The organism is Microbispora sp. H10949, assembly GCF_014161435.1.
Taxonomy (GTDB): domain Bacteria; phylum Actinomycetota; class Actinomycetes; order Streptosporangiales; family Streptosporangiaceae; genus Microbispora; species Microbispora triticiradicis.
Window position 1 is genome coordinate 43,995 of record NZ_JABBWZ010000014.1, and the last position, 23,216, is coordinate 67,210.

The 23,216-nt window shown below is 72.6% G+C and carries 13 protein-coding genes; 5 read left to right on the forward strand and 8 right to left on the reverse strand.

What is annotated here, in order from left to right; genetic code table 11:
• Nucleotides 1-37: 37 nt before the first annotated feature.
• From HHX40_RS30950 to HHX40_RS30960, 3 genes are read left to right on the forward strand one after another with little or no spacing between them, the layout of a single operon-like run.
• Nucleotides 38-1,351, forward strand: coding sequence for an ATP-grasp domain-containing protein (locus HHX40_RS30950; RefSeq protein WP_182883415.1), 1,314 nt, complete (start codon nucleotides 38-40; stop codon nucleotides 1,349-1,351).
• Nucleotides 1,336-4,668, forward strand: a complete 3,333-nt coding sequence (locus HHX40_RS37330; protein ID WP_259404074.1) for an IucA/IucC family protein — start codon at nucleotides 1,336-1,338, stop codon at nucleotides 4,666-4,668. Before HHX40_RS30950 ends, HHX40_RS37330 begins: the two co-directional genes overlap by 16 nt.
• Nucleotides 4,665-5,885: a type III PLP-dependent enzyme gene (locus HHX40_RS30960; protein WP_259404075.1), complete on the forward strand. Its 1,221-nt coding sequence runs from the start codon at nucleotides 4,665-4,667 to the stop codon at nucleotides 5,883-5,885. The genes HHX40_RS37330 and HHX40_RS30960 overlap by 4 nt, the downstream gene beginning before the upstream one ends.
• A 43-nt stretch (nucleotides 5,886-5,928) precedes the next feature.
• Here HHX40_RS30960 and HHX40_RS30965 read toward each other — a convergent pair whose 3' ends face one another.
• The 4 genes from HHX40_RS30965 to HHX40_RS30980 form a co-directional block, all read right to left on the reverse strand.
• The gene (locus HHX40_RS30965; protein WP_182883417.1) at nucleotides 5,929-7,704 is read right to left on the reverse strand and encodes a copper resistance protein CopC; all 1,776 of its coding nucleotides are present in this window, start codon (nucleotides 7,702-7,704) and stop codon (nucleotides 5,929-5,931) included.
• Nucleotides 7,701-8,471 carry a YcnI family protein gene (locus HHX40_RS30970; RefSeq protein ID WP_182883418.1) on the reverse strand — a complete coding sequence of 257 codons (771 nt, stop codon included), beginning with the start codon at nucleotides 8,469-8,471 and terminating at the stop codon, nucleotides 7,701-7,703. Before HHX40_RS30970 ends, HHX40_RS30965 begins: the two co-directional genes overlap by 4 nt.
• 97 nt (nucleotides 8,472-8,568) lie before the next feature.
• A complete protein-coding gene (locus HHX40_RS30975) occupies nucleotides 8,569-9,951 on the reverse strand; it encodes a multicopper oxidase domain-containing protein (protein ID WP_182883419.1) in 1,383 nt (460 codons plus the stop codon).
• A gap of 148 nt (nucleotides 9,952-10,099) precedes the next feature.
• Complete coding sequence (locus HHX40_RS30980) at nucleotides 10,100-12,259, reverse strand: hypothetical protein (protein WP_220499788.1); 2,160 nt, start codon at nucleotides 12,257-12,259, stop codon at nucleotides 10,100-10,102.
• Nucleotides 12,260-13,580: 1,321 nt separating this feature from the next.
• Between HHX40_RS30980 and HHX40_RS30985 the strand changes: the two genes are divergently transcribed.
• Entirely contained in the window at nucleotides 13,581-14,273 is a 693-nt protein-coding gene (locus HHX40_RS30985) for a Uma2 family endonuclease (RefSeq protein ID WP_182883421.1), read from the forward strand.
• Between the two features lie 34 nt (nucleotides 14,274-14,307).
• Here the strand turns inward: HHX40_RS30985 and HHX40_RS30990 are convergent, their stop codons facing one another.
• Complete coding sequence (locus HHX40_RS30990; protein ID WP_182883422.1) at nucleotides 14,308-15,069, reverse strand: ABC transporter permease; 762 nt, start codon at nucleotides 15,067-15,069, stop codon at nucleotides 14,308-14,310.
• Nucleotides 15,056-15,907, reverse strand: a complete 852-nt coding sequence (locus tag HHX40_RS30995) for an ABC transporter ATP-binding protein (protein WP_182883423.1) — start codon at nucleotides 15,905-15,907, stop codon at nucleotides 15,056-15,058. Before HHX40_RS30995 ends, HHX40_RS30990 begins: the two co-directional genes overlap by 14 nt.
• 45 nt (nucleotides 15,908-15,952) lie before the next feature.
• On the opposite strand from HHX40_RS30995, the gene HHX40_RS31000 reads away from it, so the two are divergent.
• The gene (locus HHX40_RS31000) at nucleotides 15,953-16,585 is read left to right on the forward strand and encodes a TetR/AcrR family transcriptional regulator (RefSeq protein ID WP_182883424.1); all 633 of its coding nucleotides are present in this window, start codon (nucleotides 15,953-15,955) and stop codon (nucleotides 16,583-16,585) included.
• Between the two features lie 60 nt (nucleotides 16,586-16,645).
• On the opposite strand, the gene HHX40_RS31005 is transcribed toward HHX40_RS31000, so the two are convergent.
• Entirely contained in the window at nucleotides 16,646-19,921 is a 3,276-nt protein-coding gene (locus HHX40_RS31005; RefSeq protein ID WP_182883425.1) for an ATP-dependent helicase, read from the reverse strand.
• A complete protein-coding gene (locus tag HHX40_RS31010; RefSeq protein ID WP_182883426.1) occupies nucleotides 19,915-23,133 on the reverse strand; it encodes an ATP-dependent helicase in 3,219 nt (1,072 codons plus the stop codon). Before HHX40_RS31010 ends, HHX40_RS31005 begins: the two co-directional genes overlap by 7 nt.
• Between the last annotated feature and the right edge of the window lie 83 nt (nucleotides 23,134-23,216).

Here is a 23,216-nt window from a genome sequence, read left to right on the forward strand (position 1 = left end):
GCACTCACTTAGGTTAGCCTTACCTATCGGAGGGCCGGTGCGGCTGTACCTCACCACGCTCAACCCGACCGACTCGGTGACCGGCGGTTTCCTTCCCGCCGCGGTCGCGCTGGGCTGGGACGTGACGATACTCACCGACCAACCTGATCGGTATGCCGGGTACCCGGGATGCGAGGTCGTCGCGGCCGACGTCCGCGACGCCAGGGCCGTGATCGACGCCGTCGCCGCCCATCACCCGCCCGGCGTGATCTTCTCGAACTCCGACCACCTCCAGGCCCCCGCCGCGCTCGCCGCCGAGTACTTCGGCCTGCCGGGCAAGGACTGGCGGGCCTGCGTCACCGCCAAGAACAAGGCGCTGACCCGCCGCGCCCTCGCCGCCGTGGAACCGGTCAGGTCCGTACGGATCCCTCCCGGCGGCGACCTCCCGCTCGACCTGCCGTACCCGGTGGTGGTCAAACCCGCGCTCGGCGTGGCGAGCGAGGACGTCGTGCTCGTCGACGGCCCGGACGCGCTGCGCGCGGCGGTGGCGGAGATCCGGGAGCGCCGCCCGGCCGAGGTCCTGGTGGCCGAGGAGTTCCTGGACGGGCCGGTGCGCACGCTGGAAACCCTCGGTGACGGTGGCGGCGTCCGTGACGCCGGTCGTGGCGCCGATCGTGACGCCGGTCGTGAGGCCGGCGGCGGCCGGCACAGCGGCGGCGGGGGTGCGCGGCGGGTCCTCGGCGGGTTCGCCACCACGCTCGGCCCGCCGCCGCGATTCATCGAGGAACGCCTGGACTGGCGGCCCCCCGACGCCGGGCATCTCCCCCACCTGAACGCCGCGCTGGACGCCGTGGGCGTCGGCTTCGGCGTGTGCCACACCGAGTACGCCGTCACCCGCGACGGCCCGCGGATCATCGAGATCAACTATCGGCTCATCGGCGACAACTGCGACTTCCTGCTGGCCGACCTCCTCGGTGTGCCCCTGCACGAGTGGGTCCTGCGGATCCACGCCGGCGAACCCCTCTCCGCGTTCGACCTCGACGCGTTCGACGCCGACGCGTTCGGCACGGACGGCCCGCGCCCGGCGTACGGGTCCGTGGTGAGCCTCGTGGCCGAGCGCTCCGGCACGGTCACCGCCGCGCCGCCGGATCTACCCGCGCTGAGCTTTTCCGCGCCGAACCTCTCCGCGCCGGACGCCGGGGACGGCGTACGGCTGTGGCACCGGGCGCTGCGCGAGGTCGGCGATCACGTGGAGGTGACCGGGACCAACCGCGACTACCTCGGCCTGCTCCGCGCCGTCGGCCCGGACCGGGAGCGCGTCGACGCCGCCGTGGACGCGTTCCGGAAGGAGCACCCTTGGGTGCTCGCATGACCGCGGAGCACTATCTCGCCGCCCGGGTGCTCGACGCGCTGCTGCGGGAGGACTACGGCGGCGTCTCCTCCCGGGTGACCCGCGACCGGGACGGCGTCGCGATCGTCCTCGCCTCGGGGCGGCGGGCCGGCCTCACGCCGGGCAGCCCGTTCCAGGACTTCTCGACGGCCCCGGACGAGCGCCTGAGCCTGGCCGAGGTGCTGGACACGCTGCGGGAGGTCGCCGACCCGGCCGACGCCGAGGGGGTCGCCGCCTTCGCGCGGGAGTGCCGCGAGACGCTCGCGGCCCTGGCGGCCCGGCACCGGCTGCGCGGCGAGGTGGACCGGCGGCTGCGCGGGCGGGACGGGCTGATCCGCTACGAGTCGCTGGCCGCCTCGGTGGACCATCCGCTCTATCCGACGGCCCGCTGCCGCCTCGGCGTCTCCCCCGGCGACCTCCCGTCGTACGCGCCGGAGTTCGCCCCCGAGTTCGCGATGCGCTGGACGGCGGTGCCCCGGGAGCTCGCGACGCTGTCGCGGCCGGAGCCGCCCGCGTGGTGGCCCCGGCCCGGCGACGTGGGGCTGCCGCCCGGCCTCGCTCGTACGCACGTGCTGTTCCCCGTGCATCCCCTGGCTGAGCCGCTCGTGGCGGGGCTTCCCGGGGCGGTGCCCGAGCTTCCCGGGCTGGTGCCGGGGCGGCGTCCGTACCTGGTCGTGCGGCCGACCCTGTCGATGCGGACGGTCGAGGCCGGCCCGCGCGTCCATCTCAAGGTGCCGCTGCCCACCAGCACGCTCGGCCTGCGCAACCGCAGGTCGATCAAGCCGGGAACGTTGCTCGACGGCGCGCTGGCCGAGTCGCTGCTGCGCCGGATCCTGCTGCGCGAGCCCGCCCTGCGCGCCACGCTCGCCGACGAGCAGACGTACGGGCACGCGGGGCACGAATACCTGGGCTGGCTGGTCCGCGGACTGCCCGAGGGGGAGATCGTCCCGGTCGCCGCCCTCCTCGCGCCGCTGCCGGACGGGGACGGCCGGCTCGTCGCGCACGAGGTGGCCGGGCGGCACTACGGCGGCGACGTGCGCGCGTTGCTCGACGATTACCTCGCGGCGCTGTTCGCCTGGAACGTCACACTCTTCGTACGGTACGGCGTCGCGTTGGAGGCCCACCAGCAGAACCTGGCCCTGCTGTTCGGCGACGGGCCCATGCGGCTGCTGGTCAAGGACAACGACGGGCTGCTCGCCTCCCCCGGGCGGCTGCGGGCCGCCGGGCTGGACGCGCCGGAGTTCGACGACGCGCGCATGCTGACCGACGACCCCTACGCGCTCGCCGACGTCTTCGTGACGATCACGCTGCACCTGGCCGCCATGGCGGTGGCCCACGGCCTGCTGCCCCACTCCGGCGCCGCGCCGGTCCGGCGGGCGCTCACTGCGGCGCTGGAGCCGTACGGGGACGACCCGATGGCCCGGCTGCTGCGGGCCCGCACGCTCGACGCCGCCCGCCTCACCGGCAAGTCGATGGTGGTCGCCGGGACGCTCGTCGCCAAGGAACGCACCGGGGCCCGGGACGTCAACAAGTTCTACGGCACGACCGGCCCCAACTATCTGAGAGGCGCCCGCTCCGTCGACCCCACAGCTGCGGAGCTCACGGCTTCGGATCTCGCAGCCGAGGAGACCGCGCTGGGGGCGCTGCTGCGCTGCTGGCTGCGTGAGGTCGGCGGCCCACGCGGCGACGTGCGCGCCGCCGGGCCGCATCTGACGCTCCGATTGGCCGGGACGCCGGTGCGCGTACGCGCACGCGGGGGCATCGCCCTGCGATTCGACGGCCCGCCCGAATACCTGGCGGAGGGGCGGTGGCGGCCCCTCGGCCTGCCCTCCCTCCTCGCCCTCGTGGAAGACGATCTCGACGGCGGCAACGAGGAGTTCGCCGACCAGGTCCGCGCCGGGCGCGAGGCGACGGCCGCGATCCTGGCCGCCCGCGAGCGGGCCGCCCCGCCCGCCGACCCCTGGCTCGCCTCCGAGCAGGCCCTCGTGGCCGGGCATCCGTTCCACCCCGCGCCGAAGGCCCGCGCGGGCGACGGCTGGCTGGACCACGCGCCCGAGGCGCACGCGCGGTTCGCGCCGCGGCTGCTCGGGGTGCGCGCCGACCTGGTGGCCCAGGAGGGTGACACGACGGCGCTGGACGGCTTCGGCGAGGCGCCGCCGGGCTACCTGCCGCTGCCCGCCCATCCGTGGCAGCTCCGCCTGCTGGCCGCCGAGCTGCGGGAGCCGCTCGCGGACGGGCGGCTCGTGGACCTCGGGCCCGGCCCTCGCATGGTCGTGCCCACGTCCTCGGTCAGGACCGTGTACGACCCCGGGGCCGGCGTGTGCCTGAAGTTCAGCCTGGACGTGCGGATCACCAACTGCGTGCGCAAGAACGCGTGGTACGAGCTGGCCGGCGCGGTGGAGCTGACCCGGCGGCTCGCCCCCGTCTTCGAACTGCTGGACAGACGCTTTCCCGGCACGCGCTGGCTACCCGAGCCCGGCTATCGGTCGGCCGCACTCGGCACGCGGCTGCTCGAAGGGCTCTCGGTGATCGTCCGTACCGGGCCGTGGGCCGTGTGCGGACCGGGAGTCACGCCGGTCCTCGCCGCGGCCCTGGCCGCGGGAGGCGAAGGGGTGCCGGAGGCCGTCCTGGCCCGCCGGGCGGCCGATCCGGTCGCCTGGTTCGAGGCATACGTCGAGCGTGTGGCATACCCGGTGCTCGACGCGTACGTCCGGCACGGCGTCGTGCTCGAACCGCACGTGCAGAACGTGCTCGTCGGGTTCGACGCGGACGGCCTGCCCGCCGAGGTCGTCTTCCGCGACCTGGAGGGCACCAAGCTGGTCACCGGCCACCACGACCTGACCGGCCTGCCGGGCGAGGTCGCCGGCTCCCTGTCGTACGACGCCGGGCGCGGCTGGGACCGGGTGGCCTACTGCCTCTTCGTCAACCACCTGGCGGAGGTCGCCGCCACAGTGGCCGACGCGGCGACGGACCGGACTGCGGACGCGGGGGACGGCCGTCTCCTGCGGGTCCTGTGGGCCGCCGCCCGCACGTCCCTGGAGCGCTACGTCGCCGGCCACGCGCCCGACCATGCTGCCGGTCACGCTGCCGGTCACGCTGCCGGTTTCGACGCCCTCGCGCCGCTGACCCGGCTGCTGGCGGGGGCGCCGCTGCCCGCCAAGGCGAACCTCACCGTACGGTGGGCGAGGGCAGCCGACCGGGAGGCCGGATACGTACACGTCGCCAACCCGCTCGCGCCGCCCGGGCCCCGCCTCGGCCCGCTCTGGCCCGAACCGACCCACGCCAGGGGGCGCGGATGAGCATGGACATCCCATCGGGCGTGCGGCAGATCGCCGAGGCCCTGGACGACGTGCCCGCCTACGTCTACGATCTCGCCGGGCTCGCCCGCCACGCGGCGGCCGTACGCGCCGCCCTGGCCGGGACCGAGCTCTGCTACGCCGTCAAGGCCAACCCCGACCCCGAGGTGCTGCGTGCGCTCGCGCCGTACGCGGACGGGTTCGAGGTCTCCTCCGGCGGCGAGTTCGAGCACGTCAGGGCGCTGCTGCCGGACGCCCGGCTGAGCTTCGGCGGGCCGGGCAAGACCGGCGCCGAGCTGGCCCTGGCCCCCTCGGCACACCGGTGGCACGTCGAGAGCCCGGCCGAACTGCGCCGCCTGCGCGGCCCCGCGGACGTGCTGCTGCGGGTCAACCTCGACATGCCCGTCACCGGCGCGGCCCTCGCGATGGGCGGCGGCGCCACGCCGTTCGGCATGGACCCGGACGGGATAGCCGAATGCCTCGCCCTGCTCGGCCGTCCCACCCCCGCCGACGCCACCTCAGGCCAGAATGGAGGCGCGCTTCCAGGGCGGCTCTCGAACGGCCTTCCGGAGCCGCGGCCAGGCCACGTCTCAGCCGACCTCCCGGGCGAGCCGGAGGGGCGGGGGGCGCTGCGGCTGCGGGGCGTCCACGCCCACCTCGCGAGCGGCCTGGCCGCCCCCGGCCTGCTCACCCTCGCCGAGGCCGTGCTCGCGTACGGCAGAAGCCTGGACCTGCGGGAGTTCAACCTCGGCGGCGGGATGGCCGTCTCCTACACCCGTCCCGAGGAGCGGTTCGACTGGGCGGCGTACGGCGCGGGCCTGCGGGCGCTCGCCCGCCCGGGCGAGACGCTGCGTGTGGAGCCGGGCCGGGCCCTGACCGCCTACTGCGGGTGGTACCTGACGACCGTGCTCGACGTGAAGCGAGTCCACGGGGAACGCTTCGCCGTGCTCTCCGGCGGCACCCACCACCTGCGGACCCCGGTGACGAAGGGACACGACCAGCCGTTCGCCGTGCTGCCCCGAAGCGGGGAGGGCGAGGACGGCCCGGTAACCCTCGTGGGACGGCTCTGCACCCCCAAGGACGTCTTCGCCCGCCGCGTCACCGCCGCACTCGCCGTCGGCGACGTCGTCGCCTTCGCAATGGCCGGCGCGTACGCCTGGAACATCTCCCACCACGACTTCCTCATGCACCCGAAACCCGAGTTCCACTACCTGCGCTGAGGGCCGAGAACCTTCGCGGAGTCGGCGAGGCGGGCCGCGTTCTTCAGGCGCTCACGTCGACCACGACGCGAACCGTGGCCTGGTCCGTCTCCGTGGTGCGGACCGTGAGAACGGCCTGCCAGCGACCCGGGAACGGCAGGTTCAGCTGGCCGATGTAGTGCCCGCCGGCGCCCTGGAGCTCCACCGGGATCGGCCCGAGGTCCCGGTCCGGGAGGGTCATGGCGGCGTGCACCTCCGGCACGTTGAGCGGCGCGCCGTTCGGGTCGAGCACCGACAGGTGCAGCTGCGCCGGCCCCACCTTGGGCGGAAATACCACGAGCAGCACCGCACCGCGCGAGTGGGGGCCGGAGCCGGCCGAGAACGGCACGGGTGTGGGCACGGCCGGCACCGGCGCCGCTCGATTCGCGGGCACCGCCGTATTCGCGGGCGCCGCCGTCGAGCGGTGCTCGGCGTACGCCACGCGGGCCGGCTCCATGGCGACCAACGCGGCGGACAGGCCCAGCACGACGGCGCCCACCGCCGTCTCGGTCAGCAGCCGCCGGTAGAACGCGTAGAGCTGGTGCGGGTCAGGGCCGCCGCGGCGCCGGTTGCCGCCCGCGCCGTAGTGGCGGGCGACCCATCCCCGGGCGGCGGCGCCGAACGCGACCAGCACGACCACGAGGGCGACCTTCGCCAGCAGAACCCGGCCGTACGCGGTGGCGAACAGCGTCGGCGGCGACCCGACCTGCCGCCATGCCTGGAACAGGCCGGTGGCGACCATGAGCGCCACGCACACCAGCGCCGTGTGCGAGAACCGGGGCACCGCCACGCGCAGGGTGACGGCGTCGCGGGTCGGCACGTGCGTCAGGGCGAGCGCGACGAGCCCCCCGAGCCAGACCGAGCCGGCGACGAGGTGCACGACGTCGACCGGCACGGCGAACCCGCCGGCCTCGCCCGACACGCTGTGGTTCGCGATGCTCCAGGTCACGGCGAGCGCCGCGGCGGCCGCGAGCACCGCCGCCGCGGCCGTCCACCGTGTGCGGCGGTCCGGCGCGTCCGGGTAGCGGTTCAGCAGCCAGACGAGCGCGGGCGCCGCGGCGAGCAGCAGAGCGACGCGAATCCCGAGGGCACGGCCCAGGCCGGTGGCCCACGTCGTGGACAGCAGCCGCGGGTCGAAGACGCCCGCCACATCGCCGTCGGCCACGTACGGCCCGTACAACAGGCCGGAGGCGATCGCGGCGGCGAGGCTGGCGCCCCAGCCGGCCCACAACACCCGCCGGGCCAGCCGTCGCCGCGCACCGGCCGGCCAGCACCACACCAGGTAGAACGCGGTGCCGAGCAGCACGGCGAACCCTGCGAACGCGGCCCACCGGGCGGCGCCGTACGCCGTCGCGGCATCGCCGGAACGATCGCCCGAGGGCGTGACGGCGGCCGGGCGGCTGCCCGGCGTACCGACGGTGAACGTGTAGGCGCCCTGCACCGGGTGGCTGTCGGAGGACACCACCCGCCACGAGACGGTGTAGACGCCGTCGGCGAGTTTCCCGTTCAGCGGAGCCTCCACCGACGTGTCGTCGCCCACGCGGTGGACCGGTGCGCCGATGCCGATGCGGGCGCCGTCTGGGCCGAACAGCCGCAGGCCGTCCGGCGGCACGGTCACGGGGTCGGTGAACTGCAGCAGCAGCGTCCGAGGGGAGTCCTGGTAGATCTGCCCGTTGGCCGGCGCGGCGTCGACCAGTTCCGCGTGCGCCCAGGCAGGGCTCGCCACCACGAGGGACACGGCGGTGGCGAACCCTGCGAGGAGGACGGCGAGCCCCGCGCCGCGCGTCCTGGTGAGGGTCATCGCGAGAGCCGCGCCGCGGTGTCCGCCTCCGCGAGCGGCGCCGAGGCCGGCGCCGGGGTGCGCCGGCGCAGCCCGGTCGCGGCCGCCGTCAGCAGCGCGAGGGCGCCGAGCGCGAGGCCGGCCCAGCCGAGCAGGCGAGCGACGCCGTCGCCGGTGGGGGTGGCCACGGCGGCCGCGGCGGGCGCAGCAGGCGCGGCGGGCGCGGCGGGCGCGGCGGCCTGCGCGTCCACCGGCTTGACGTCGATCATCGGCGCCGGGTGTTCGGGCCGTGGCGCGCCGGCCTCCGGGATGTCGATCCAGCGGACGACCTCACCGTCGCTGTAGGTCTGCAGCGCTTTGAACACGAGCCGGCCGGGCGTGGTGGGCAGCGGACCGAGGGACACTTCGAAGAGCTGGAACTCGCCGGGCTTGATGGCGCCGCCCTCCCACACGATGCCCGTGACGGCCTTGTTGGCGGCCTCCTCGTCGTCGTCGTGCCCGGCGGACGCGGCGTTCGGCAGTTGCCGGGTGGCGACAGTGGCCTTCCAGCCCGGGACGGGACGCAGGGAGACGCTGGTGAGCTGGGCGTTCTCCGGGAAGACGACCTCGACGCGGGTCGTTTTCGCGTCCGCGCGCTCGTCGGGCACCTTGAACGCGAACGTGCCGTAGCCGCCGGTGGTGGCGACCGAGGGGGAAACGGTGACGTGGGCCCACGCCGGCGAGGTGGGGGCGAGCAGGACGGCGACGCCGGCGACGAGCGTCGCGGCGACGACACGGATGGGCTTCATGCGCGGACTCCTTGCGCGTATCGGTATGTGGAGCCCGTGCCGGTCAGGTGCGCTCACGGCTGACCGGCACGGGTTCGGAGGCGGGTTCAGCCGGCGATTACGGCGTTACATTGATGATCGTCACGAGGCCGATCATGCCGTTGGGTCCCTCGGAGTGGGAGAAGATGTGGCAGTGCAGCAACCACTTCCCGGGCTCTTTGGGCTGGAACACGATGTCGTACGTCTGTCCGACGCCGACGTTGAGCGTGTCCACGGTGTACGGTGAGGCGAGCTTGTTGCCGTCTTGGGCCACGACCTGGAACGGCACCCCGTGCAGGTGCATCGGGTGGATCATCTCGGGGCCCGTGCCGATCAGCCGGACGTGGACCTTCTGGTTGACCGCCGCCGTCAGCGGCACGGTCGCCGGGTACGACTTGCCGTTGAAGGTGAACCCGTTGGAACCGTCGCCGATCTCGATGGTGTAGTGCTTGTCGGCGGCGATGTCGCCCAGCGTCGGGGTCACCAGGAGCGCGCCGTAGAGGCCCCGGCCGACCTGGCCGCCACCCATGTGCGAGTGGTACCAGTGCGTGCCGGTCGACTTGGCGGTCCACTCGTACGTGTAGGTGTTGCCGGGCATGATGTGCGGCTGCGTGATGTCCGGCACGCCGTCCTGCGCGTTCGGCAGTTGCATGCCGTGCCAGTGCACCGCAGTGTGCTCCGGCAGGTCGTTCTGCACGATGACCCGCACCTGGTCGCCCTCGTTGACCTTGATGGTGGGGCCGGGCACTATGCCGTTGAACGTGTACGCCTGCTTCACCACCCCGGGCGAGACCTCCCAGTCGGTCTGCGACATGCACAGCTTGAACACCTTGACGGTGCCGACCAGGTTGTAGGCGGCCAGCCGGGTGCCATCGCCCTGATCGGCGCCGAGGGCCGGGTTGTCGCAGGGCGCGGAGCCGGGCGGCGGCGTCGTCGTCGGAGTGACGCTCGGGCTCGGGCTCGTGCCCGGGCTGCCGCTCGGCGACGGGCTCACGCTCGGTGAGCGGGACGGCGACGGGCTTGCGCTCGGTGACCGGGACGGCGACGGCGACGGCGGTGCCGTTCCGGCGTTGATGATGCCGGTCATGTACGGGTGGAAACTGCAGTAGTAGTTGTACGAGCCGGCGGTGGCGACGGTGACCATGAAGCTCGCCCCGGGCGGCAGGTCCGGGGACGTGAAGTCGCCGCGGATGGCGTGGACGGTACCGTCTGTCTCCTGGTTGACGAACGTGACCGTGTCGCCGGGTGCCACCGAGAGCACGTCCGGCGTGAACGCGAAGTTCTTGATCGCGATCGTGTGGTTCGTCGCGCCCGCGGCCTTCGGCGCGAACAGTGCCGCGCCGGGGACCAGGATCGAGAGCGCGATCACGCCGATCAGCATCAGCCGCCGTACCGGTGGCGAGGCGTCGGAGAGGGCACGCCGGAGGGCCGCGAAGGGCTCCGGCGCGGTCGTATCAGACATGGGTGTACTTCCTCGTCTACTGTGGAATGCACGCGCCCACGTGTCGGCGGCCGAATGGACCGGCGTGGGTGGTGCGCGATCGGGGGCCCTGGTCAGGGGGAGGGACCGTCCGCTTTACGGTCCCTCCCCCGCTAGTGCGGGCCCGCAGTTACTCGCAGACCCCCTGGTTAATGGGGTTGAGCTGGGCACACGTGAGCTTGTCCGCCATCTCCGGCGTGGCGTTCTGCACCCAGCCGTTGTAGACGATCGGGTAGGGGAAGACGCCCTGCCCGCCCATGCCGTTGTAGCCGGTCACGACGTCGTCCACGCTGGTGCCCGCGGCCGAGTCGAGAACCATCTTGCCGACGATTGTGGAGTCGGCGGGGCTGCCGTCGCCGTTGGGGTCGGGGTCGATCACGGCGAGGGTGTTGGCGAACTTGCTCGACACGTAGGCGTAGTAGCCGCCGCCGCGCTTGGCACCGAAGTTGATGCCGTGACAGCCGGAGTCGCACGACAGGTACTTGATGACCTTGTCGGTCTTGGTGTCGATGACGGCGATGTTGCTCGTGAGCGTATTCGCCACGAACGCCACGTTGCCGTCAGGGCTGACCGGGATCTGGATCGGCAGTCCGCCGAAGCCCCCGGTCGTCGCCCCGGTCACCATGTCGTAGTTCGCCCACAGGTTGATGGCCTTGTAGCCGACGTTCGTGCCGCTGTCGGAGTGGCACGCCGGCCCGTCCAGCGAGATGCAGGAGACGCTCTGGCCGAGGAAGTTGGCCACGTAGTACTTCGAGGAGTCCGGCATCATGCCGGTCGCGATGGGCAGCTGCTCGGTCTGCACCTCCTGGATCGAGCCCGACGGCACGTCGACGATCGTCGAGTTGTTGTGGTTGACGTTCGGCGTGACCATGGTGTGCCCGTCGGCGCTCATCCAGTGCGCGTGCGGGTGGGCCGGTGTCTGGCCGGGACCCTGCACCAGGATGCGTCTGTCGATCTGCGTGGCACCCGGACTCAGTTCGACCACCGCGTTGCCGGCGTTGATGGCGACGTGGAGCTGGTCGGTATCGGTCCGGGTCATCACATGGGATGGGTCCGGGCCGACCTGGATAGTTCGCACGAGCTTGCCCGTGGTCCGGTCGAACACGGTCAGGCGGTCGGAGAACCATTCCGTCTGATAGATGTACTTTCCGTTGCGGTCCGACCACATATTGTGCGGGTTGTTGAGGTTGATCTGTGGCAGCGCCACCTTCCGGTCTACGGTCCAGTTCTGCACGTCGACCTTGGTCGCCGCGCCGGACTTGACCTTGCCGGCGTACTGCTCCATCTGGGTGTCGACCCAGAGCTCACCGACGCCGGGCGTGCTCGGCCGCTGGGTCAGCGCGGGCAGCGTGACGCCCTCGTTGAACTTGCTGTTGTAGTACGCGTCGAGGCTCGGGATGATCACCGGCTGCTCGTTCGCGTCGTACTCCAGGATCGGCGCGGGCGGGTAGTAGGGGTTCCAGTTCTTGGTCTGCGTGTTGCTGAAGACCTGCCAGTTGTCGGGCGTGGTGATCCGGAAGAACTTCTGCACGAGCTGCTGCACCACGTCGGCCGAGCTGGGCACGACGATGCCGCCCTTGACGTTGACGTTGAGCTTCTTGCCGAAGTCCAGGCCGGGCGTGAGCGGGTCGTCCACGACCACAGCACCGAGCATGTACGGGTGGATCTTGCAGGCCCACGCGTACAGGCCCGGTTCGGTCAGGTTGGCCTCGACGTTGCCGATGAACGCACTGTTCTGGTCGATCGGCTGCGCGCCGACCGGCCAGATCAGGCTGGTCACCGAGTGGGCCGAGGCGGCCGCCGGTGCCGCCACCGCGAACTTCGCCTTCGGCGCGAGGCTCAGGTCCGAGGGCGCCAGCGCGGCGACCTCCTTGAGCGTGCGCATCAGGTCGAGTCCCACGGGCAGGCTGCCGAGCGGGGTGGCGCTGCTGTCCGGCACCGTCGACAGCTGCTGGCTGAGCTGGTTGATCTGCGTCTTGGCACGCTGGATCGTCGGGTTCAGGAATCCGAGCGCGCCGCCCGCCGCGTCGACCGCCGAGTTGAGCTGGTCGAGGTTGAGCAGGCTGTTGACGTTCACACCGAGCTGGCCGATCAGCGGTGCGTCGCCGTTGAGCAGCGGCAGGTTGAGCAGGCCGCCGCCGAGATCGCCGTTGAGCAGCGTGTCGGTGTTCAGCGGCAGCGACGCGAGCTTGGTCCGCGGCGTCACGGCGACGCCGAGCGACCGCGTGCCGAACAGCGTCGCACCGGTGTCGAACCACGCACCCTGATTGTCGGTTAGCGTGAATTGCACCGGCGTTCCTACACCGATCGGAAGCGCCTGGGATGAGGAAGGACTGACCCCAATTGTTACGAGAGCAAGGATGGGGGTCAGCAGCCAAGCCAGTCGTCGTCGATTGGCCCGGCGTCGGGCGGCGAGAATGCCGCGTGGGGGAGAATGCATGCACTCCTCCTGAAGTGGGGTGGAATTGATGACGCCAGCCGGATGTTTCACGCGCGGCTAGGCGCAGTTAACTCGCTGTGAACGGGCGCTCACGCGCAACACGGTTACGAACGCCTCAACGTGGCGCGGCGGGGTCCGTGAATGGGGTTGGTTCAGTGCCAAGCTCAGGTCGAACCGACCAGAGCGGAATTTGCGCCGCTCAGGCGGCTGATGGACGAATACAACAGACGCAACAACCCCGAAACAAGCGGCGTCAGGTGACCCGACGGCCAGGGTCCACCGATTACTCCACTGCCGGCGACCGGACGCACGGCGTGACACACACCGGCACCCTTCACAACTCATGAGACGCCAAAGGCCGCGTGGGAGAAGGACCGCGCTGAGCTGGAAAAACGAGCGTAATGTGCTCAAGCGCTCAGTGGTCTTATGGGTGAAAGAGGCGATGGGCCGGTGAGCGCCCCTCAGCACACCGGTGGCACGTCGAGAGCCCGGCCGAACTGTGGCGCCTGCGCGGACCCGCGGACGTGCTGCTGCGGGTCGACCTCGACGTGCCCGTCACAGGTGCGGGACGCGCTCCGTCTTCCCGGAGCTCCCGGTGCCGGCCCCGCCGTGCTGCCCATTTCCTGTCCTCGCGGCCTCAGGAATGTACCTGTCCCGGTTGATCACCTCATCCCATACTGAAAACGCCGCAGCCGTCTCCCTTATCTGGAGTGTCCCGTGCGTGGTCGTCGCTTCCCTGCGTTCGCTTACGCCACTACCTGCGCTGAGGGCCGAGAACCTTCGCGGAGTTGGCGAGGCGGGCCTCGTTGAGCGACCTGATGACGTCGAGCCGGGCACGATCGCGGTCGATGACCCGCTGCTGGCGCCGAGCACCCGGCCGCCGCCACGACACCGGCCATCACGAACACCATCCACAAAACAGACATAAGCCATTCATAGCCGATCATGACCCGACAAAAAGGACAATCCCTTTCAGAAAAGATCACTTAACTGCCGGTATGACATTCACGACCAATAACCGGATCACCGGAGTGGTTTCCTCCCCCGAGTGAAGCTTCCTCCACTTCGCCCGCCTCCTGAGGCACGCACGCCATCACGTATCGGTTACCTTCCGTGTCGACACAAGAGCGTTCCGTACCATCGACATGGAGGAGTAGGAGAGGATGGCGACATGGCCGTCTCGAAGCCGAGCCGTCGCGGCAGACACGACCACCCCGTCCCGCACAAGCAGGACGGTCCCGTCCCCGACGAGCACGAGCCCCAGGAGGCCGGGAAGCCCGAAGAGCCCCAAGAGCTCCCGGACGAGGTGCAGCAACTGTTCATGCAACTCAACGACGCCGGTTACCGGGCGGAGATTCGGCTCGGGCAGGTCGTCGTGACGCCGCCGGCAACCATGCAGCACGGCGACGTTCTCGACCGGCTCACCGAACTTCTGTACCCCTTGAAGCTGGCTAACCGCTGGCGCTTTCACTACCACTGGGGGGTGCACATTCCACCGCTACTCGACCATCGACTGCCCGACATGATCGTCGTACCATCCAAAGTCGAGAGCCTCGATCCGATGCGCGTACACGGGCACAGCGTCCTGCTGGTCGTGGAGGCCTGCTCGCCTGGCACCCAAGTGGCCGACTGGCAGGAGAAGCCGCTCGACTACGCGCGAGCGGGCGTACCGCTCTATCTGATCGTGGACCCCGTGACGTCTCCGCGCAGAGTGACGCTTATGAGCGATCCTCTCTCCGATCTGAAGCCCTTCGACTACCACCGGCAGGCGTACCGGCAGATCGTCACGGCCGAGGAGGGCGAGGTCCTGGAACTGCCGGAACCGTTCGGGATCAAGATCGAGACGAGTGTGCTGTTCGACTAGAAACCCTGCCCGGAGACCGTTGGAGGCGGACGGATCACAGCGCGACCAGGCGTCCGCCGCGCCCCTGGAGACGGACAGCGGCCAGGGCGCCGGAGGCCGACGCCACCACGAGCAGCACGCCGCAGGCCGTCGCCACGGTGTGCGTGTCACCGGTGACGGCGGCGCGCAGGCCCTGGACGGCCCAGTACCCGGGAGAGACCGGTGCCGCGGCGGCGATCCACCCCGGCATGGCGCCGAGCGGGACGAGCGCGCCGCCCAGGCTGCTGAGCAGCATGCCGCCGATGTCGTAGGCCGCCGACAGTTCGCCCATGCTCCGCACGAGCACGCCGAGCAGCGCGCCGATGCCGAGCAGGGTGCAACTCCAGCAGAGCAGGACGCCCAGCAGCGGGAGCGGATGGGGAACGCTCACGTCCAGGACCCACACGCCGAATCCGACGATGAGCAGTTGCTGGGCGAGTAGAGCGGCGAAGACGGGCACGGCCTTGCCGACGAGCATCTCCGCCGGGTGGAGGGCCGTTCCGCGCATGCGGTCCCAGGTCCGGCCGAGCCGTTCGGTGAGAATCGAGTTGCCGGAGATGCTGAGGGCGAGCAGCGAGAAGGTGACCAGGGTGCCGACGACGGCCTGTTCCGTGCCCGCGGCCCGCCCCTGTGCGGCGACGTAGAGCGGGCGCAGCATGGTGAGGAAGGCGAGCGGCAGGATCATCCTGCTCAGCAGCGGGCCGGGCTCTCGGAGCATCAGCAGCAGGTTGTGACGGACCAGGACACCCGTACGGAACACGGACTCACGCGGCGACATCACGAGCCTTCCCGGCTTCCAGCACGCGGTAGAGGTCGTCCAGGCTGGGGCGGCGTACGTCGACGGACGTGGGCGTGCGGCCCGAGGCGAGCAACGCGGCGAGGTCGGCGCCGGGATCGGTGGTCGGCAGACGCAGTTCGGGCTCGGCGGGATCGGCGAAGGTCACCCTGAGCTCGCCCGGCAGCCCTCGGGTCAGCTCCCGCTGGGTGCCGCGCGCGACGACCCGACCGGCTCGGGCGAGCGCCACGGTCGCGTCGAGATCCACGAGTTCCGGCAGGTAGTGCGTGGTGTAGAGGACCGCGGCCCCCGCCTCCGCGCGGGCCCTGACCGCTGCCAGCAGGGCCGAGCGGGTCTCCGGGTCGGCGCCCGCGGTCGGCTCGTCCAGCAGCAGCAGCGGTGGCGAGCCCACCATGGCGGTGGCCGCCTGGACGCGGCGGCGCTGGCCGCCGGACAGGACGCCGACGGGCCGATCCACGATCGGGGCGAGGTGCAGCTCGTCCAGGACGCGAGTGATCTCGGTGTCCCGGCGCCGCCCGCGCAGCCCGGCCAGTCCGGCGAACAGCCGCAGGTTCTCGCGCACGCTGACGCCGTTGTAGAGCGCGAACTCCTGTGGGGCGACGCCGAGCAGCCGACGTACGGCACGACCGGAGCCACCTGCTATGCGTACACGGCCCGCATCGGGGCGTACGAGGCCGGTGACGACTTCGACAAAGGTCGTCTTGCCCGCTCCGTTGTGCCCGATCAGGCCGACGATCTCGCCGGACGCGACCGCGAGGTCGAAGCCGTCGAGCGCGCTGTGCCGGCCGTAGCGCTTCACCAACCCCTCCGCGACGAGCATCCCGCCCCCTCTGGTCTACGGCGTATACGTCTACACTGTATACGTGTGAGTGGCCGGAGAGAAGAGATCCTGGACGCGGCGCTGGCGATCGCCGACGAGCACGGCATCGGCAAGGTCTCGATGCGCGCGCTGGCCGAGCGGGTCGGAGTGACGCCGATGGCGCTGTATCGGCACGTCAGCGACAAGGCCGAACTCCTGGACGGCATGGTCGGCCGGCTTCTCACCGGGCTCCTGCCACCGGACGCGGGGAAGGGCCGGGCGTGGCACGAACGACTCGCCGCCCTCGGGTACGCCGTCCGCGGGATGGCCCGGCGACATCCCTGGGCGGCGCAACTGCTGTTCTCCCGGCCGGCCGTCACACCGGACGCCGTGCGGGTGGTGGACCTCATCTACACAGCGCTCGTCGAGGCCGGTGTTCCGGACCGCGAGGTGCCCCGGCTGGAGCGCCTGATCTCCACCTTCGTGATCGGTTTCGCCGCCTCCGAGGCCTCCGGCCGCTTCGGCACCGGCTCCCTCGATCCGCGCGGCCGGCGCGGCCGGCTGCCGGAGGGCGAGCTTCCCGGCCACGGCAGGCTCGCGCCATGGCTTGACCTGCCCTGGGACCTCGACACGGAGTTCGAGGCCGACCTGGACGACCTGCTGCGTCTGATCAAGGCGGTCGCGGGCGGGCGCGACTGACCGCAGCCCCTGCGGCGGGAAAGCCTCCTGAATCCGACGACGGCCGGCGGCTCCCCTCGGTCACTCCTCGGGAACGCGTTGGATGAGGATGGTGAGGCCGTCCGCGTCGAGGAGGTCCACGGGACGGATGGTCTCGTTCGAACGGACGTAGTGGAAGGCCGCCCCGACCTGCTCCAAGGGCACCCCGGCCAGTGCGGCCCAGGCCACCCGGTATGCCGCGAGCTGCACCGACGCCGTGTCGGCGGCCCGGCCGTGCGGCCGTTCGCCGGTCTTCCAGTCGACCACCACGTAGCCGTCGCGCTCGCGGAAGACCGCGTCCATCCGCCCGCGCACCAGCCGATCGCCGATCATCGTCTCGAACGGGACCTCCAGGTCGACCGGCTCCCGCACGGCCCACTCGCTCTCCTCGAACCGCTCCTGCAGCTCGGCGAGCTGCACGTCGGTCTCCGACAGCTCGTCGGCGGCGCCCGGCAGCTCCAGGTCGTCGATCAGGCGTTGCTGACCCCAGCGCGACTCCAGCCACCGGTGGAAGGTGGTGCCCCTCCGGGCCAGCGGGGCGGGCCTGCGCGGCACCGGCCGCCGCACCTGCCGGGCGAACGCCGCCGGGTCCTGGGCCAGCGTCACCAGTGACGACACCGACAGCCGCGACGGCAGCTCCACCACCGCGCCGGCTCTCTGGCGGTTCGCCTCGCGCTCGCGCAGCAGCAGGTCGGTGTCTCGGGCCCAGGCCCGCATCCGTTCCAGGTCCCGGTCCCGCAGCAGAGCGGGACCGTCGCCGGCCGAGGCCGTCGCGGGCGTGGCGCCGGTCATCGCCTCCTCCACGAGGCGGGCGCCGTCGCGGATGGCGTCGTGGACGGTGACGGACGGCCACTCGGCCGCCGACGGCTCGGCCAGCAGAGGATTCTCCAGGCTCCGCGCGTCCTCGTCCTCCGCCCAGTGGGCGACCCCCGCACCCGCCTCGCGGATCTCCCGCAGGAAGTCCGACGGCTCCAGCGGGCGGGACGAGCTCCCCCAGCGGTAGCCGGAGGCGATGAGCAGGTAGTGCGCCCGGGTGACGGCGACGTACGCCAGCCGCCGCTCCTCCATCAGGTCGCGGTCGCGGCAGCGCTCGTCGAACGCGCCGAGCGCCTCCCGGTCCAGCCCGGCCAGCTCGGGCAGGTCGGAACTGTCCCCCCGCAGCGGGTACGGCAGCTTGCGCGGGTTCTCCGTCCAGCGGGAGTTGGTGACCGGGGTCGCCGGGAACACGCTGCCCTTGATCAGCCCGCCCTTCTGCGAGGTGAGCTGCGACAGCCCCGGCACCACCACGACCGGCCACTCCAGGCCCTTGGACGCGTGGACGGTCATCAGCTTGACGGTGTTGCTGTCGCCGACCCGCCCGGCCTCCAGGCCGAACTCCTCGCTCTCGGCCGCCTTCAGGTACGCCAGGAACGCGCCGAGCGTCGGGTCCTCCGAGTCGCCGGCGAACCGGGACGCCGCGTCGAGGAAGGCGTCCAGGTCGGCGCGGGCGGCCAGCGGGCCGCCGCCACGGCCCCGGGCGGCCACCTCGACGTCGAGCCCGAGGCGGCGTTCGATCTCGCTGATGAGGTCGGGCAGCGGCTGCCCCGCGTGGGCGCGCAGCTGACGCAGCTCGCGGGCGGCGGCGGGCAGCCGCTCCTGGGCGAGCGGGGAGAACCGCGCGAGCCAGTCGGGCCGGTCGGGCAGCTCGTCGAGCGCGTCGACCAGGCTGCCGCGCTCCTCGGCGAGGTCGGCGACGACCTGGTCGAGCGGGTCCTCCGGCCGCGGCCCTCCCCTGGCCGCCCTGATCTCGCGGTTGAGCTCGCGGGCCAGGTCGCCGAGCACCTTGAGATCGGCCGGGCCGATCCGCCGGCGCGGCCCGGCGAGCAGCCGGACCAGCGCGTCCCCGGCGGTCGGGTCGTACAGCGTCCGCAGCGTCGCCACGATGTCGGCCACCTCGGGCACGGTCAGCAGCCCGCCGAGCCCGACGACCTCGACCGGGATGCCCCGCGCCTCCAGGGCCCGGCGCAGCGCCGGGAACTGCGACCTCTTGCGGGCGAGGATCGCGACGTCCTGCGGCTGCAGGGCCGGTCCGCGTCTGGCCCGCTCGCCCTCCCCCCAGGGCAGGCCGTCCGGGGCGCCCTCGCCGTGCAGCATCGCGGCCAGGCCCCCGGCGATCCACTCCGCCTCGTCCTCGGCCGTCTCGTGGAAGGCGCACACCACCCGCCCGCGCCCGGTCCGGTTGCCGCCCGGCACCAGCACCGGCACCTCCCGGGCCTCCCGCCGCAGGGGCGCCTGGATCCGGGCCGCGACGCCGAGCACGTGTTCGCCGTTGCGGAAGCTGACCGACAGGCGCCGCACCTGCGCCGGCTCACCCGACGCCGCCGGGAAGTCCTGCGGGAAGCGGGACAGGTTGCCCGCCGACGCGCCGCGCCAGCCGTAGATCGACTGGCAGGGGTCGCCGACCGAGGTGACCGGGTGGCCTCCCGCGTACAGGGACCGCAGCAGCACGAGCTGGGCGTGGCTGGTGTCCTGGTACTCGTCGAGCAGCACGACCGAGAACCGCGACCGCTCGGACGCGCCGACCTCCGGATGCCGGGAGGCGATCCGGGCCGCCAGCGCCATCTGGTCGCCGTAGTCGATGACCTCCCGGCCGCGCTTGAGCCGGCCGTACGCCTCGACCATCGGCAGCAACTGCTCGCGCACGGCCTGGGTGTCGACCGGTCTGCGCTGGTCCTTGGTGATCCGCCCGGTGAGCGAGGCCAGGCGCTCGCGCAGCCAGTCGCCGACCTCGCGCACCTCCCCCGGATCGCGCAGGTGCTCGGCCAGCTCCCCGGCCAGGTCGAGGACGGCGGCGGTGACGCTGGGCGGGGACAGGTCCACCCGGTCCATCGGCCCGTCGTACTGGCCGACCACCCGCGCCGCCATCTGCCAGGCCACGGCGGGCGTGACGAGCCGCATCGTGGGCTCCAGCCCTTCGCGCAGCGCGTGGTCGGTCACCAGTCGCGCGGCGTACGCGTGGTAGGTGGAAACCGTCGGCTCGGAGTCGAGCATCTCGGGCTCGACCAGCCCGGCCTCCGCGAGCCCGGCCAGCCGCCGGCGCACCCGCTCGGCCAGTTCGGCGGCGGCCTTGCGGGTGAAGGTGAGGCCGAGGATCTGCTCGGGGCGCGCGTAGCCGTTGGCGACGAGCCAGACCACCCGCCCCGCCATCGTCTCGCTCTTGCCCGAGCCCGCGCCCGCCACGACCACCATCGGCTCCAGCGGCGCCTCGATGACGGCGGCCTGCTCGGGCGTGGGCGGGAGGATCCCGAGCCGGCCGGCCAGCTCACCCGGCGTCAGCACACCTGTCCCCCGTTGTCGTTCACCGGGCAGGCGATCCTGGCGGCGCAGTTGCGGCAGCCGTCGTTGACCGTGGCGACGAACACGTTGGCGGACATGCCGGTCGCCACCGTCTTGACCAGGTCGTCCGCCCAGCCGGGCGCGTGGTCGTCGGCGAGCGCCCGCTGCGCCTGCTCCCGCGCGTCCGCGCCCTGGCCCGCCGCCTTGCCCAGGTGCAGCAGCGACGCGCCGCCCGGCTGGGTGAGGCCGTGCCGCTCGAACGCCCCGAGCGTCGTGGCGAGCTGGTAGACCCCGAGCTGCGGATGCCGGTCGATCTCGGTGTCCTTGGGCCTGCCGCTGCCGGTCTTGATGTCGATGATCACGGCCCGGCCGGCGCCGTCCCGCTCCACCCGGTCCACCCGGCCGGTGATCTGGATGTCGTGACCCGGCACCCGTACGGTGAAGGCCTCCTCGACCGCGACCAGGTCACGCTGCTTGTCCTTCTGCCACCGGACGAAGCGGTCGACCATCTGCTCGGCGACGCGGCGCTGCTTGCGGTTGAACCACAGCCCGCCGAAGTCGAACTGGTCCCAGATGTCGTCGAGCCGCTTGACGTAGTCGGTCCCGTCCTCGGTGGCCATCGCGGCGATCGCGTGGACGACCGTGCCGAGGCTCTGGGTGACGTTGCTCGACCCCGCCCCGACCGCCGTCTCCAGCATCCAGCGCAGCCCGCACTTGGTGAAGTTCTCCACCGACGACGGCGAGATCTGCACGATGTCGTCCGGCCAGCCGAGCGGCCGGTCGTCGGAGATCGGGGTCAGGGCGTACCACTCGCCGGGGTTGGCCCCCGGCACCCCGGCCTGGGCCAGCCGGGCGAGGTGCGCGGCGGCCTCCCGGCGCACCGCCTCCGCCTTGGTCGTGTCGCACACGGCCGCGCGCAGGTCCGCGACCAGCGCGGACATGCTGAGCCACCGCGCCCGGTCGTCCACGGTGGCCGCCTCCACGCCGTGGGGCAGCAGTTCGGTGAGGAACCGTGAGGGCCGCTCGTCGGTGTCCTCGCCGCCGACGGCGGTGACGACGAGCCTCCGGCGGGCCCGGGTCGCCGCCACGTAGAACAGCCGCCGTTCCTCGGCGAGCAGCTTCGACGCCAGCGCCGCCGCCGCGGCCTGGGTGGTGTCGAGCGCCGACCCGCCCGCGAACTCCACCAGCGCCGCGGTGCCGAGAAGCGAGCCGCGCAGCCGCAGGTCGGGCCACAGGCCCTCCTGCACGCCCGCGACCACCACCACGTCCCACTCCAGGCCCTTGGACCGGTGCGCGGTCAGGATCCGTACGGCGTCGCCCTCGGGGGCCGACTCGGCCAGCGAGTCACCGGCGATCTCCTGGGACGTCAGGTCGTCGAGGAAGACCGCGACGCCGGCCTTGGGCAGCCGGTCGGCGAAGCGGGCGACGTGGTCGAACAGGGCGACGACGGCGTCGAGGTCCCGGTCGGCCTGGGCGCCCCGCGCCCCGCCCGCGAGGCTGGCCTCGCTCCAGCGCTCCGCGAGCCCGCTGGCCTGCCAGATCTCCCACAGGGCCTCCTCAGCGCCCCGGCCGTGCCGTACGGCGTCCCGGGCGGTCGTGAGGAGCCGGGCGAGGCGTTCCGCGGGGGCCGCGACGTGCGGCTCGACCCCGGTCAGCTCCCGGGCGTCGCGCAGCGCCGCGACCAGCAGCTCGTCCGACGAACGCGAGGTGAAGGGCAGCGCCGGCTGGCCCGCCTCCTCCTTGGCGGCCTCCGCGGCGACCGCCTCGTGCTCGGCGATCCGCAGGGCCCGGCGCAACCGGCGTACGCCGATCATGTCGGTGCCGCCGAGCGGACCGGTCAGCAGCTCCTCGGCGGTCGCCACGTCGAGCGCGGACGGCGAGACCGCGACCCGCAGCAGCGTGATCAGCGGCCGTACGCCGGGCTCCTGCACGAGCGGCAGCTCGTCGCCCGCGACCACGACCGGGACCCCCGCCGACACCAGCGCCCGCCGCAGCAGCGGCACCTGCCGCATGGCGCTGCGCACCAGCACCGCCATGCGCGACCACGGCACCCCGTCGAGCAGGTGGGCCCGGCGGAGCGTGTCGGCCACCACCGCGGCCTCCTGGCTGACGCTGTCGGCCAGCAGGACCCTGACCTCGCCCGGGTCCGCGTCCCCGACGGGGATCAGGTCACGGTGGCCGCCGGCCCTGTTGTCATGACCCGGTACGGCGGGCAGGCGGGAGGCCACGCGGCGGGAGGCCTCCAGCAGGGCCGGGCCGCTACGGCGGCACACGCGCAGCGCGACCACCGGCGCGTCGCGGCCGTCCCGGGCCGGGAACCGCTCGGGAAACCGCAGGATGCCCTGCACGTCGGCGCCGCGGAAGCCGTAGATGGACTGGTCGGGGTCGCCCACGGCGATGAGGTCGCGGCCGTCCCCGGCGAGCTGCCTGAGCAGGAACTCCTGCGCCGGGTCGGTGTCCTGGTACTCGTCCACGAGCACCACGTCGTAGGCCGCCCGTTCGCGCCGCCGCACCTCCCCGTCGGTCAGCAGGCCGGCCGCCTCCCGGATCAGCTCCGAGTAGTCCAGCGCCGGCACGGGATCGAGGTCGAACCGGTCCTGGTAGCGGAAGGAGAACAGCCCGGCGGCCTCCCAGTCGGGCCTGCCGTGCTCGCGGCCCAGCCGCACCAGCGCGTCGCCGTACAGGCCGCGCTCGGCCGCCCGGGACAGGAAGTCGCGCAGCTCCTCGGCGAACCCCCGGGTCTTGAGCAGCTCCCGCATGTCCGCCGGCCAGTGCCGGGCGCCGTCCTCCAGCTCGCCGTGCAGCAGCCGCCGGACCTCCAGCAACTGCTCTGGGCCGGTGAGCAGGCGCGGCGGCGGCTCACCGGCCAGCACCGCCTCCCGCCGCAGCAGCGCGTACGCGTAGCTGTGGAAGGTGAGGGCCAGCGGGGTCCTGGTGGTCCGGCGCATCCGCGCGGTGATCCGCTCGCGCAGCTCCCCGGCGGCCTTGCGGCTGAACGTGAGCACCAGCACCCGTTCGGGATCCACGCCCCGCCGTTCGACCCGGTCGACGACGGTCTCCACTATCGTTGTGGTCTTTCCGGTGCCCGGCCCGGCGAGCACGAGCAGCGGCCCGCTCTCGTGCTCGACGACGGCCCTCTGGTGCTCGTCCAGCACGGGAGCCGCGCGCCGTCCCACGCCTCCACGCCGCACCAGCCGGTAGTTCTGACCACTCACAACACAGCATTCCACCAGATCCCTGCGGCAGATCGTGCCCGAATGCCCAGTACAGCGCTATCCGGTCTCGCCCGACGCCTCGA